Origin of the sequence: Turicibacter sp., assembly GCF_017941855.1 — a bacterium.
GTDB classification, from domain to species: domain Bacteria; phylum Bacillota_I; class Bacilli_A; order MOL361; family Turicibacteraceae; genus Turicibacter; species Turicibacter sanguinis.
This window is the reverse complement of record NZ_JAGAVR010000062.1, coordinates 1-13,632: the sequence shown is the minus strand read 5'-3', so window position 1 is coordinate 13,632 and position 13,632 is coordinate 1. Positions and strand designations below refer to the sequence as shown.

The following is a 13,632-nucleotide window of genomic DNA, read 5'->3' as shown; positions in this document are numbered from 1 at the left end:
GTTTGAAATCCGGTCAGCACTTCCGATTTTTCTCAAGTATCAGGTTGTCGAAGCTAGATTGTATAAAAAGCTGAAAAGACCGCTTAAATGCGACTAAAAGTGCTTAGCCACCGCGTGTTTTAAAAACACAAGAGTGGATAAAACTTTATAGAGCATTTGGTCTTTGAGGCTAGATTAATAAAATCCCCCTGCATCAAATGTTTCTACCTTTCCTGTTAGTTAAGGAGAAACATTAATGCGCAGGATAATATGGATTAAAACTTCGCATAGCTCAGTTAGAGCTATCTAAAAATTTTCACGAAAAAACATAAAAAAGGTCTAAATACGAAGAATTATACATATTATGTAGAGAAGTGAGATGTGGCGTCACTTTCCCTTAAAGAGATTTTCTCTACTAGGGGGAATGAGTCATTTTCTTACCTCGATATCTCTCTTTTTGTATCATATAGTCCCTTTTGTTTTTTCAAGATTTTTAATGAAAGTTGTTAGTTGTTCAATTAGTCATTCTTTTTTGTTTGTGATTGATGGCTAACAAATAAAAAACACGCAAGTCGCTGGTCACGATTTGTGTGTTTTTTTTAAATGCTTAAATTTATAGTATTAATTATGGAATTTTGCAGGATAAAATCATTTGTTGTCAGTATTTGTGAGTAATTAAGACTAGCATTTTGTGTTGAAAATAGATATAATCTTTATTAAAGGTAATTGTAGTTGGGGTAAAAATGCTACAATTTATCATTTAATTCCTACAAAATTTAAAAAGCACCGGTTTCCTGCCAGGTGCTTTTTCTTTGTTTAAAATGCGAATTTTGTAGTATATTGTGTTTAAATTCAGAGTGTATCTGATAGACTAATATTATAAGTAGGTGATTAAGATGACTCAAAATTATATAGAGCATTTAAATATAGAACAATTTCAAAAGGATTTAATTGATTGGTATTATATTGTGAAGCGTGATTTGCCTTGGCGTATTAATCGTGATCCGTATCGTATTTTAGTTTCAGAGATTATGCTACAACAAACTCAGGTTGTTACAGTGATTCCGTATTATGAACGTTTTATGAAGCTTTTTCCAACCACAAAGGAGTTGGCAGAGGCGGATGAGCAAACATTGTTAAAGGCATGGGAAGGATTGGGGTATTATTCTCGTGCTCGTAATTTACAAGAGAGCGCAAAGATGATTGAAGCGATGGGTGGGTTTCCAACGACTCATGAAGAAATTTTAAAGTTAAAAGGCGTTGGTCCTTATACAGCGGGGGCTGTTAGTAGTATTGCTTTTGGTATCCCGGCTCCTGCGGTTGATGGGAATGTTTTTCGAGTAATGAGTCGAGTTTGTTGTATTTTTGAGGATATTGCGAAACCTAAAACTCGTAAAGTTTTTGAATCTGTGGTGACTGACGTGATAAGTCATGAGGATCCAAGTGCCTTTAATCAAGGATTAATGGAGCTTGGAGCGACAATTTGTACACCTAAATCTCCTAAGTGTTTGGAATGTCCAGTTCAAAAACATTGCCAGGCTTTTAAACAAGGGATTGATGATTTATTACCTGTTAAAACTAAGGCGAATGCTCAAGTTAAAACTAAGTTAGTAGTGGCCATTGTTGAAAACCAATACGGTGAGTATTTGGTAAATAAGCGACCGGATAAAGGACTGCTAGCAAATTTTTATGAGTTTATGAGTTTTGAATATGATGGGACGCTAGAACCTGCTGAGTTCTTGTTAGAAAAGTTATCCCCAGTTTGTAAAAATGTTGAGTCCATTCAAGCGATTGGAACATTTAATCATGTTTTTTCACATCGAATTTGGGAAATGGAAAGTTATTCAGTTAAAGTAACAACGGATATTACCTTGAGTGATGAGGTGGCAGAAAATAGTGGATTGTGGATAAGTTCTACAAGTTTACATGAGTATCCACTTGTAGCTGCACATCATAAGATTTTATCAGAGTATGATAAGTTATAGTTTTGTCGAGTTGTTTTATTTGACCGAATAGGAAATATGTGTTAAGTTAAAAGTGTTAATGATACTAGGGGTGCCTTACGGCTGAGAGTGTAGCGATACATAACCCTTTGAACCTGAACTAGTTAGGACTAGCGGAGGGAAGTAGACAGAATTTTTATTAAATGCTATTTTAATAAAATTATATTCTTATACTTTTAATTAAGCCGTAAAGCCTCCTTATAACAGGGAGGATTTTTTTATGCAAAATTCAAAAACGAAAAAATTAGTGGAAATGAGTATCTTAGTTGCCTTAGCATTCGTGCTTGACTATGTAGCTAACATTTATTCAGGATGGTTCTGGCCATTTGGAGGATCAATTTCAATTTCATTAGTACCACTTGCCGTTATTGCATTTCGCTATGGGTGGGTAGCGGGATTTTTAAGTGGATTTACAATGGGATTGTTACAATTGCTAACGGGAGCTTATATCATGCACCCAATTCAAGTGTTATTTGATTATCCGTTACCATATGCGGTACTAGGATTTGCAGGATTCTTTGCAAGTAAGGTCAATGCGGTTGAAGTGGGGCGACGTAGTCTTTATATTTGGCTTGCCACAGGAATCGGTTCAATTGCAAGATTAGTGTGCCATATTATTTCAGGTGTTGTATTCTTCGCAGACTATGCACCAGAAGGAATGAATCCAGTTGTATATTCAGTTGGTTATAATACACCATTTGTTTTAGCATCATATATTTTGAGTGCTATTATCTTAGTTGTTTTATATAAACGTTACGCGAATCAATTAGTTCGTATACAAAAAGAAAAAGTAGTGACTCCTTCAAGTGAAACAGCTGCATCAGTATAAAAAATTAGAAAAAGAGCAATTTTAATCAGATTGCTCTTTTTTATGTAGATGAATAATACTATTTAATTCGGAGAATGTAAAAAATAAATTTTAAGATAATAAATTTAGGATACTGTTGACATTATGTATGAGAGGGTATATAATAAGAGTATGTTAAGTAGTTGTCTATAGCTTTTAAAAATCATGAAATTCACATGTTATTAGAGATTATATTCTACCACTCAATGTAATCTGTAATAATACGTGAATTTTTTTACTTTCATTACAGAAATAAAATTTTAGGAGGTACCAATATGAAAGGTACAGTTAAATGGTTTAACGAAGAAAAAGGATTTGGATTTATCACTGCAGAAAACGGAAGCGACGTATTCGTTCACTTCTCAGCAATTAAAGCTGACGGATTCAAACGTCTTGAAGAAGGACAAAAAGTAACATTTGAAACTGCTGAAGGACAACGCGGACTTCAAGCTCAAAATGTTGTTGTAAACTTCTAATTAAGAGATTAATAAGAATTTATGAGAGACTTCATGTTTATGAAGTCTCTTTTTTTGTTTATCATGTATACTAGAGTTAATACTATTAAAATTGAGGGATGACTGATGCGAGATTTAAATGGATTATTAGAGAAGCAGAATTTAACGTTGCTTGGTTCATTAATTAAGGTAAATCGAATTCGTCAAAATATGAGTCAGCAACATTTAGCACAGGGGATTTGTGTGCCTTCTTATTTGAGTAAGATTGAGAATGGGGAGGTTGTCCCAAGTCTTGATATTATTGAGTCTTTGTTTGATGAGCTTGATATTAGATACTATAGCGATTCAAATTTTTTAAGAGAAAGTCGAGAGTTAATTGATGAGTTTTTTGATGAACTGAATTTAAATGGTTTTGTGAAGTCTGGTGAGATTTTTGAACGATTAGTAAAGCAAGAGGATAAGTTTATTCATTCTCCTTTGATTGTTGACTATTATTTAGTCCATTTTGCGAAGTTTTGTTCAACATCTGAGCGTGATAAGTTTGATGAGGTATTGATGATGATTCAATCTATTGAGCATTTATTAACGAATCATCAACGATTTAAGTATTATTTTTATTTAGGGTTAGATCAGTTGCTTTATTATCGCGATGCGACCTTAGCACGCGATTTGTTATTAAAGTCTACTAATTATGAAACAACAGGGCATTCTCTTTTGTATTTGGCGATGGCTTATTATAAGTTGTCGAGTTACTATGAAGCATTTGAATTTGCTGAAAAGTCGTATCAAACTTATTTGGATGAGGGAAATTTAATTGGGTTGATTGGCTTTTATCATTTTAAGGCGGTACTTTGTTATAAGGTAGGGAGTACTGAGCGCGCACTTAGACAGTATGAGCGCTCTGTGACTTATATGAAGAAGTTGAATCGTTTGGAGTTTTTGAAGGAGGCACAGGAGGGTCAGACTTTTATGTTAAATCGATTGAATCAGTCGGATGAGCCTTTGGTGATTGAGGATACAATTACCTCACAAATCTTAACGCTTTGTGAAAATGGGGATAAGTCACAGCTTGATGAACTTCAAGATTTAATTACGAAATATAAGGAACAGGGAATGTCTAACTTATTGTATGATGAATGTTTATATGAATCAGTTATAAAGTTTTATGTACGAAATCGGATGTATAAAGACGCTTATTTATTAACTGGTGAGAATCATTTGTGAGAAAGTCTTACTTTTAAAAGGTCTTTAATATAAATTTTAGCCCTTCATTTCTCATTGGCAGTACGATGAATATGAGGACTCTTTTTTGTATAATGAAGAAGTAAGAAGGGGGCAGCTAAAAATGATTAAACAAGCAATTTACCACCGTGCAAAAAGTGCGTATGCGTATGCATATGACAAAGAAACGCTTCATATCCGTTTAAGAAGTGCTAAAAATGATATAAAGTCAGTCAAGTTACTTGGAAATGATCCATATGATTGGCAACCTAATGAGAAAGGTGAATATGAATGGTGCTTAAAATCAACGCCGATGATAAAACAACATTCAACATCAGAGTTTGATTACTGGTTTATTGAAATCAAGCCAACGTATCGTCGTTTTAAATATGGATTTATTTTAAATGATGGGATAGAAGAATTATTATTTATTGAGCGTGGATTTTTTAGTGTTGAGGATGAAGTAATTAAGAAGGATGTTAATAGTTATTTTGCATTTCCGTATTTAAATGCTGAAGACGTATTTAAGGCACCAGATTGGGTACGTGATACGATGTGGTATCAAATTTTTCCTGAACGTTTTGCAAATGGAGATGATTCAATTAGTCCTGAGAATGTTCTTCCTTGGGGAGAGGGGGAAGTGACGATTGATTCTTTTTATGGTGGTGACTTGCAAGGAATTGTGGATAAGTTGGATTATCTGCAAGAGCTTGGAATTAATGGACTTTATTTAACTCCGATTTTTGAATCACCGTCTACTCATAAGTATGATACGGTGGATTATTATAAAATTGATCCTCATTTTGGAGATGATGCTATTTTTAAAACGTTAGTAAATGAAGCTCATCAGCGTGGAATGAAAGTGATGCTTGATGCAGTGTTTAATCATATGGGATATCATTCACCTCAGTGGCAAGATGTTGTGAAAAATGGTGAGCAGTCAGTATACAAAGACTGGTTCTTCATTCATGAGTTTCCAGTTGTTGATGAGGAGGGGGCTCCGATTATCGGAACGTACGAAACTTTTAGCTTCACACCGTATATGCCAAAGATTAATACAAATCATAAAGAGGCAAAACAATATTTAATTGATATCGCATTGTATTGGATTAAGGAGTTTGGGATTGATGCTTGGCGACTTGATGTTGCCAATGAGATTTCTCATGAATTTTGGCGTGATTTTAGAAAGGCTGTTAAAGAGGCGAATCCCGATTTATATATTGTAGGAGAGACTTGGCATGATTCTTATGCCTGGCTTTTAGGCGATCAATTTGATGCGGTAATGAATTATCCATTAACGAAAGCTATTTTAGAGTTTGTGGCGACCAATCATATCGATGATCAAGGTTTTGTTGATACAATTGTTGAGGCACTTTATCGATATCCTGCTAATGTGAATGACGTAATGTTTAATTTACTCGATAGTCATGATACACCACGTCTTGCTACTTTAGCTGATGGATGTGAAGGTAAAATCAAGCTCGCTTATTTATTACTTTATTCGTTAATAGGGTCTCCGTGTATTTTTTATGGATCTGAAGTGGGACTTGAGGGGGATAATGATACTCGTTCACGTCAGTGTATGATTTGGACTGACGCTGCTTGTGAGATGCCTTATTTTACGCATTTAAAGCGTTGTATTGAGTTAAGAAAAGAGTATTCTGGGAACTTAGAGTTTATTTATCATCATCAAAATACGTTAATTTATAGAAAGTTTGATGAACATCATAGTATTTATTTTATTATTAATAATAATCCTTATCACATAACGATTCCATTAATCCCTGAGCTAAAAAATAAGGAAGTTCATGAGTTGTATGGAAATCAGATTTTGTCATTTGATGAGACAGTAAGTTTGGATTCATATGGTTTTATGGTTGTGAAGGCACGCTAAGGCGTGCTTTTTTGTTTGAATTTGAAAGTATTTAAGGGTTAGGTCCATTCTCGTGGTATAATGTAATGGAAATATATTGATTTTAAAGGAGGTAGGGGTTATGCTAGAGTTTTCTGTGTTTATTGTTGGATTACTTTCGATGTTAATTGGTGTGGTTAATGTTTTAGAGTCAGACCAAGATATACGAAGGTTTGGATATCGAGTTAGATCAGTTTTACAAACAAAAGAATCATGGCAGTTTGCGAATAAAGTTTTTGGTGTGATGTTAGTTAGTATGGGGGCAATTGCTCTTGTGATTGGGATTATATTAAATTCATATATTCGATTACTGAGTCCTTTTGAGGTTGTGATGATTAATGTTTTGGAGTTAGTTGTGATTGTATTAATTTCAATGGCTGTAACAGAGATTAGAGTTAAACAATTATTTAATAAAGAAGGAAAACAAAAATAATATGATTGATGTAATAAGTTTAATAAAAAGGCCTACACTTAATTAGAGATAATTAAATGTAGGTCTTTATTTTGATTCAATTTTATTTCTTAAGATATAATTCGCCGTCAATGATACATTGATTTTGTCCTATTTTTTTAGATTCATTTAAAAAATGAGAAGCTTTATTATAATTAATTTCCTTTGAAGTTGTTCTATCTATTTGACAGGCACCGACATTAATCGTTATTTTTGGTGTGATGTTAATTTGATCTAGGTCAGAAAAAATATGACTAATAAACTTTTCAAGATTTTTTTGATTTTTATCCGTAAGAGAACAAAAGATACTTCCATCTAATCTGAAAAATAGCTCTTCTGAATAATTTAAAAGGATTTTTGATAATATTTTTAAATATTCGTCACCTTGTTGATAGCCATATAAAGTATTAATTAAATCAAGATTACTGAATTCTATTAATACTAAATAGTAATTATATTTAGAATCTTCAAAGATATTATTATAAACGGTATTAAATTTTCGGCGATTATACATTTGAGTTAAGGAATCTTCTACTGATAATTTAGTCATATTGATTATTTCTGTTATATCCTTGGCTACACATAACACACCTTGATTTACCTTTTGTTTTAGTACCTGATAAGAGCGTCCTAAAAATACTTCAACGCCTGAGTAAGAACCGTGTAATAAAGTATCATTATCTCCACATTTACATTGATAATATAATTCTTCAGAAAGAATTCCCTTACGCACTAAATCCCAATCATTTAATCCTATTAGCTCATTCTCCTTAAGACCGACAAAGTCTAAATAACTTTGATTCGCGATAACATAGTTTAAATTCTCATCTTTAAAGAACATATAATCTTTTGAATGTTGTATCAGTTCAGTCAATAGCTCTTTTTTTCTATCATTAGAAAAATTAATGGATTTTCCCTCAACTAAGAATATGTTTTCGTGTCGGATAATTTTTATTATTAAATGTTGATCTGGTATTTGATAATAATTTGGAATGGTAATTTTCTTAATTGGAGAATGGAGTGGAAAATCTTTGATTTGCTTACTTAATAAACAAAATAAGCAAAGCTCTTTTTGACAATTTAGATGATGCAAGGACTCACCTAGGATGCTATCTTTATTTATATTAAAGATTTCTTCTGCTACTTGATTCGCATAAATAATTTTAAATTCATTATTAATAACTAATATTCCTTTAGATAAATGGTCTAGTATTTTATATTCTGAGTTAGACATGGTAATCACTTCCTAAATGATTTCTTTTATGAAATTCTAACACAGAATAAAAACGTTTTAAATAAAAATACTTTAATGGTATTTATATATACGTAGAAAATACAGAGGAAATTTAAATAAATAACATATCTGTTATATACTCTTCATATTTTCATGATTTTTAATATATAGGCTATAATTTATATTCATTAAAAGGAGTGTTATCTTAAGTTGATAGCACCTCTTTTTTTTCGATACTTTTATATTTAAAGAAATACATTTATTTTTATAAATATTAATGTTATTCTGCGCAAATAACCAAATATTTTTCTAAAATATGGTACAATCTTAGGTAGGTTTTTACTATGAATGGAGGCTGAAGATGGGATATACATTAGGGTTAGACATTGGGGTAGCATCGGTGGGGTTTGGATTAATTAATAATGAGAGTGGAGAAGTTCTAGAAGCAGGAGCTAGATTATTTTCATCAGCAAATCCGGATAATAATCAAACTCGTCGTAGTAATCGTGGGGCACGACGGTTGAATCGTCGTAAGGTTCATCGTTTAGAGAGAATAAGAGATTTATTTGAAAATTATGATATTTTACAAGGAGATATTCAAGAGTTTACTCCGTACCATTTACGCGTACGTGGATTAAATGAAAAATTAGAGCTTCCTGAGTTGTATGCTGCGTTATACAATCTAGCAAAACATAGAGGAATTTCATATCTTGAAGATGTTGATGTATCAGAGTTAAAAGGTAATAATCCATTAGAAAAAAATATTGATTTATTAAAAGAATTGTATCCTTGTCAAATTCAATTGCAACGTTACGAAACGTATGGTCAAGTACGAGGAATGATTGAGTTCCAATCATTAAGTGGAGAAATTGATTATTTAGTTAACATCTTTCCGACACCTGCTTATAAAGCTGAGGCTGAGACAATTATTAGGAAACAGATGGAGTTTTATTCACAATTAAATGAAGACTTTTTAAAAGAATACATCACTATTTTGACTGATAAGCGTGAGTATTTTGTAGGACCAGGGAATGATAAGTCGCGTACTGATTATGGAATTTATCGTACAGATGGTACTAATCTGACTAACTTATTTGACATTTTAGTTGGAAAATGTAGTATTTATTCTGATGAAAGGCGAGGAGCAAGAGCTTCCTATACAGCACAATTATTTGATTTTTTAAATGATATGAATAACTTAACTGTAGCAGGTGAAAAGTTAACATTTGAACAAAAACAACAGATTTATAATGAAATCATGAGTGCAAAATCCGTTAATGTAATAAAATTTATTATGAAAGTAACTCATTGTAAGAAAGACGATATCAAAGGTTATCGAGTAGATTCAAAACAAAAACCAGAGTTTCATTCCTTTGAAGGATATCGTAAATTAAGAAATCATTTATTATTGACTTTAGATTTTCAATTAGATGATGTATCACGTGAAGATCGTGATAAGATAGCGGAAGTGTTAACTTTAAATACAGAGTATATGCAAATCATTAATCAATTGAAAGAACAGGTTAATATTTTATCAGAAGAATTATGTGAGGAAATCGCGAGCTTTAGAAAATCTTGTGGTTCATTATTTTCTAAGTGGCATAGTTTATCTGTTAAAGCTATGCGAGAGATTGAAGAGGAATTATGGCAAACTTCTTATAATCAAATGCAGTTGTTTACACAAAATGGTGTTTTTAAATCAAAATCAGAACGATTTAAAAATTTAAAATATATTCCAACAGAGTTGCTGCTAGAAGAAATTTATAATCCTGTTGTTAAGGGCTCTATTAGAGAAAGTATTAAAGTGATAAATGCTATATTAAAAAAATATGGAACACTAGATGCAATTGTAATAGAGATGCCTCGTGAAACAAATGAAAAAGAAGAAAAACAAAAAATTGAAAAAATGCAAAAAGCTAATGCAAATCAAAAGAAAAGTGCTATTGCAAAAGCTAAGGAAGAATATTCGTTTGGAAAAGAAGCTTATCGCCAACAAAATAATTTAGATTTAAAATTGAGATTATGGTATGAACAAAAACAACGTTGCCTATATAGTGGAAAAACAATAACGATTTATGATTTAGTTAATAATCCTCACTTATTTGATATTGATCATATTATTCCAAAATCAATTTCATATGATGATAGTTTAAATAATAAGGTGCTATGCTATGCTTCTGAAAATCGTCAAAAAGGGCAAACAACCCCGTATAAGTATTTTATGCGTAAATCTAATTCTGATTGGAATTATAAACAATATAAATCTTATATTATGACTAGTCTATATATAGATGGAAAAGGTGAGATGCCACGTAGTAAAGAAGATTATCTTTTATTTGAGGAAGATTTAAATAAATATGAAGTTAGACAACAATTTATTAATCGTAACTTAAATGATACTCGTTATGCTTCTAAAATGGTTTTGAATACACTACAATCATTTATGAAAGAAAATTATGAGCATACAAAGGTAGCAGTTGTTCGTGGAAAATTTACAGCCCAACTTCGACGAAAATGGAAAATAGTTAAGAACCGTGAAGAAAGTCATTCTCATCATGCAATTGATGCCTTAATTATTGCGAGTGTACCGCATTTAAATTTATGGAAGAAAGCTAAAAATCAGGTGTTAAGTGAGAAGGTAATTTATGATGAACAGACTGGTGAAGTATTAAATCAAGATTATGATAGCTTAGTTTATCAGGAACCATTTTCTAAATATTTTATTCAATTAGAACAAGTTTTAACGAATTGTAAATATTCATATAAAGTGGATCGAAAACCAAATCGCCAAGTAGCGGATGCAACCATTTATTCTACTCGAACAGGGGTAGTAAAAGATTCAAAAGGTGATAAATCATTTAAAATAGATGTGGATAGTGAAGAACACTATGTAGTCGCTAAGATTAAAGATATTTATCAGGATAATGATGCAAAACGCTTTATGGATCGTTATAAAAAAGATAAAACTCAATTTTTAATGTATCATCATGATCCAGAAACGTTTAAGATTTTAGAAGAAGTAATAAAAACATATCCGACTTCTAAAAATCCTTTTGCTGATTATGCAAAAGAATATGGGACTATTCGCAAGTATAGTAAGAAAAATAATGGGCCAGAAATTAGAAGTATAAAATACTATGATTCCCGTTTAGGACAACATATTGAAATTCAACCGGGGCAATCTAAATCTAAAAAAGTTGTACTACAATCACTAAATCCTTGGAGAAGTGATTTATATTATTATAAAAAAGAACAACGCTATATTGTAGCGGGATTAAAGTATGCAGATTTAAGTTTCCAAAAGGGAACGGGGGAATACGGGATATCATATGAAAAATATCAACATATTTTACAATTAGAAGGTATTCATTTAACAATAGAGGAAATTAAGGATTTAATTGAGAATAATCAAGAGCCTCAAGAATATAGTTTTTGTTTCTCATTGTATAAAAATGACTTTATTCAGTGGCAAGATGAAGAGAATGTACTGCAACAATATCGTTTTTTATCTAGAAATTTAAGTAGTAAAAATATGGTTGAGGTAAAACCGATTGATAAAGCAAAATTTGATAAACAGGCTCAAGGATTAAAAACTATTAGAAAAGATATTGAATGTATACAAAAAGTATCTGTTGATGTTTTAGGATATCAACATATTATTAATTTCGAAAAACTTAAATTAACTTTCAAATAGTTATTGTAAAATTATGGATTTTGTTGTATAATAAATTTGTAAATGTAAAGGGTACATTTGCACAGTAGCTAAAATTCTTAGGATCTACTAAGATAAGGCTTTATGCCGAAATCAGCCCCATTTGGGGCTTTTTTTATACTCAAAAATAGAAAATGGGGGAATAAAAATTGAGTTGGCGAACAGTCTTAGTAGAAGATGGAGAATCATTACGGTTGAAATTAGATAGTGTAGTTATTGAAAAGGATGGTCGAGTATTTATAATTCCTTTATCGGACATTGGAATTATTGTGGTAGATGGACAAGGTGCAACTATTTCTACGAGATTATTGAATTCGCTTAGTAAGAATAATATTACTTTAATTAATTGTGATGAAACACATCACCCAAATGGAATTTTCACTGCATTTAATGGTCATTCACGCGCAAGTAAAATGATTCAAAAGCAGATTTTATTAGATGAGGGGACTAAAGGAGAAATTTGGAGGAAATTAATCTCATATAAGATTGAAAATCAGTATAAAATACTAAGAAATTTTGAAAAAAGCCAACAATCACTTGAAAAGTTGAATAAGTATTATAATCAACTAGAAGAGTATGATCGAACTAATCGCGAAGGTCATGCTGCAAAAGTTTACTTTAATGAATTATTTGGAAAAGATTTTAGTCGAAATAATGAAGAACACATTGTTAACGCAGGGTTAAATTATGGTTATTCTATTCTTCGGGCTCATCTTGCACGATGTGTAGTGGGTTATGGACTTTCACCAATGTTAGGTATTTTTCATCGAAATGAATTTAATCAATTTAATTTAGTTGATGATTTAATGGAACCATTTCGTCCTTTTGTAGATTGTTTTGTTTATCAAACTCTTAAAGAAGAACGATATTTTAAGGTAGAACATCGAAGAGAATTAATTGGATTAATGAACAAACGTTGTCGGTATAAAGGGGGACAATATACGCTACAAAGTATTGTAGAGAAATTTGTAATAGATTTTATTACGGTTGTTGAAACGGGAGAATTTGATAAAATCATAAATCCTTCTTTAGAAGATTTTGAGGTCCTAGTATGAGGTATGATGTGATGAGAGTGATGTGTTTTTTTGATTTACCAACTGAGACAGCTACAGAAAAAAGGGCCTATCGTCAGTTTAGAAAAAATCTAATTTCCAATGGTTTTGAAATGTTACAATATTCGGTTTATGTGAGAACCTGTCCGAATCGAGATCATGCTAAAAAGTATTATCGTATTATACAAAGTTGTGCACCAGAACTTGGGCATATTAGATTATTAATGGTGACCGAAAAGCAATTTGAGGAGATGGCTTTAATTATTGGAACTAAACATCATCAAGAAGATATTGTTGGATGTAATAAGGTGGTAGTTATATGAAAGATAGTCTTTTTTTTCACCCTTTAATGAAGCCTGTCTATTATCGACATCATTCATTTTTGCAAGTTACAGGTCTTAATTTGAAAGTCCAATATTATATTCAACAAGTCATTGAATGGTCAGTTTTGGGGCATCGGTATACGGAAAAACAAATAGAAGATTTAAATCAAGAAGAATTAAGTTGGGAGACGGAAGGAAAAAAAATAGGTAAGAGTCATTATGACTACCTAACACTTTCTAATCGTGAAGATTTATTGTTCCATTTATCTCCTAAAAAAGGTTCATTATTATCCTATTATTTAAGTTTGATTCAAAATAAGATAGAGATTAGTGATTATATTATGCAGATGAATACGCTATTAGATAAAATTACTTTAACTTATAATCTTATGAATGAAGAACAAAGTATTAATTTGACTTATCAAATGAAACCTATTCAAATA

Annotated in this window: 11 protein-coding genes and 1 riboswitch; of the genes, 10 read left to right on the top strand and 1 reads right to left on the bottom strand. The window is 31.4% G+C overall.

Features of this window, described 5'->3' with window-relative positions:
• Positions 1-875: 875 nt before the first annotated feature.
• The 6 genes from mutY (at position 876) to J6D32_RS08090 (ending at position 6,850) form a co-directional block, all read left to right on the top strand.
• On the top strand, positions 876-1,964 hold the full coding sequence (mutY, locus tag J6D32_RS08115) for an A/G-specific adenine glycosylase (protein WP_006784495.1): 1,089 nt from the start codon (positions 876-878) through the stop codon (positions 1,962-1,964).
• Between the two features lie 56 nt (positions 1,965-2,020).
• A riboswitch (TPP riboswitch) is annotated at positions 2,021-2,121 on the top strand.
• A gap of 81 nt (positions 2,122-2,202) precedes the next feature.
• A complete protein-coding gene (thiT, locus tag J6D32_RS08110) occupies positions 2,203-2,811 on the top strand; it encodes an energy-coupled thiamine transporter ThiT (protein ID WP_287467531.1) in 609 nt (202 codons plus the stop codon).
• A gap of 293 nt (positions 2,812-3,104) precedes the next feature.
• Positions 3,105-3,305 (top strand): cold-shock protein, encoded by a 201-nt coding sequence (locus J6D32_RS08105; RefSeq protein ID WP_006784497.1) that lies wholly within the window; start codon positions 3,105-3,107, stop codon positions 3,303-3,305.
• Positions 3,306-3,410: 105 nt separating this feature from the next.
• Positions 3,411-4,508 carry a helix-turn-helix domain-containing protein gene (locus J6D32_RS08100; RefSeq protein WP_132942684.1) on the top strand — a complete coding sequence of 366 codons (1,098 nt, stop codon included), beginning with the start codon at positions 3,411-3,413 and terminating at the stop codon, positions 4,506-4,508.
• Between the two features lie 121 nt (positions 4,509-4,629).
• The gene (locus J6D32_RS08095; RefSeq protein ID WP_287467530.1) at positions 4,630-6,399 is read left to right on the top strand and encodes a glycoside hydrolase family 13 protein; all 1,770 of its coding nucleotides are present in this window, start codon (positions 4,630-4,632) and stop codon (positions 6,397-6,399) included.
• A gap of 100 nt (positions 6,400-6,499) precedes the next feature.
• Positions 6,500-6,850, top strand: a complete 351-nt coding sequence (locus J6D32_RS08090; RefSeq protein WP_006784500.1) for an SdpI family protein — start codon at positions 6,500-6,502, stop codon at positions 6,848-6,850.
• Positions 6,851-6,932: 82 nt separating this feature from the next.
• Here J6D32_RS08090 and J6D32_RS08085 read toward each other — a convergent pair whose 3' ends face one another.
• On the bottom strand, positions 6,933-8,102 hold the full coding sequence (locus J6D32_RS08085) for a sensor domain-containing diguanylate cyclase (protein ID WP_006784501.1): 1,170 nt from the start codon (positions 8,100-8,102) through the stop codon (positions 6,933-6,935).
• Positions 8,103-8,463: 361 nt separating this feature from the next.
• On the opposite strand from J6D32_RS08085, the gene cas9 reads away from it, so the two are divergent.
• The 4 genes from cas9 to csn2-St form a co-directional block, all read left to right on the top strand.
• Positions 8,464-11,796 carry a type II CRISPR RNA-guided endonuclease Cas9 gene (gene cas9, locus J6D32_RS08080; protein ID WP_287467528.1) on the top strand — a complete coding sequence of 1,111 codons (3,333 nt, stop codon included), beginning with the start codon at positions 8,464-8,466 and terminating at the stop codon, positions 11,794-11,796.
• A 167-nt stretch (positions 11,797-11,963) separates the two neighbouring features.
• Entirely contained in the window at positions 11,964-12,869 is a 906-nt protein-coding gene (gene cas1 / locus J6D32_RS08075; RefSeq protein WP_155061849.1) for a type II CRISPR-associated endonuclease Cas1, read from the top strand.
• A gap of 11 nt (positions 12,870-12,880) precedes the next feature.
• On the top strand, positions 12,881-13,189 hold the full coding sequence (gene cas2 / locus J6D32_RS08070) for a CRISPR-associated endonuclease Cas2 (RefSeq protein WP_229040045.1): 309 nt from the start codon (positions 12,881-12,883) through the stop codon (positions 13,187-13,189).
• Positions 13,186-13,632, top strand: a 447-nt coding sequence (csn2-St, locus tag J6D32_RS08065) for a CRISPR-associated protein Csn2-St (RefSeq protein WP_287467527.1), incomplete at its 3' end; no start/stop codon positions are given. The genes cas2 and csn2-St, both read left to right, overlap by 4 nt.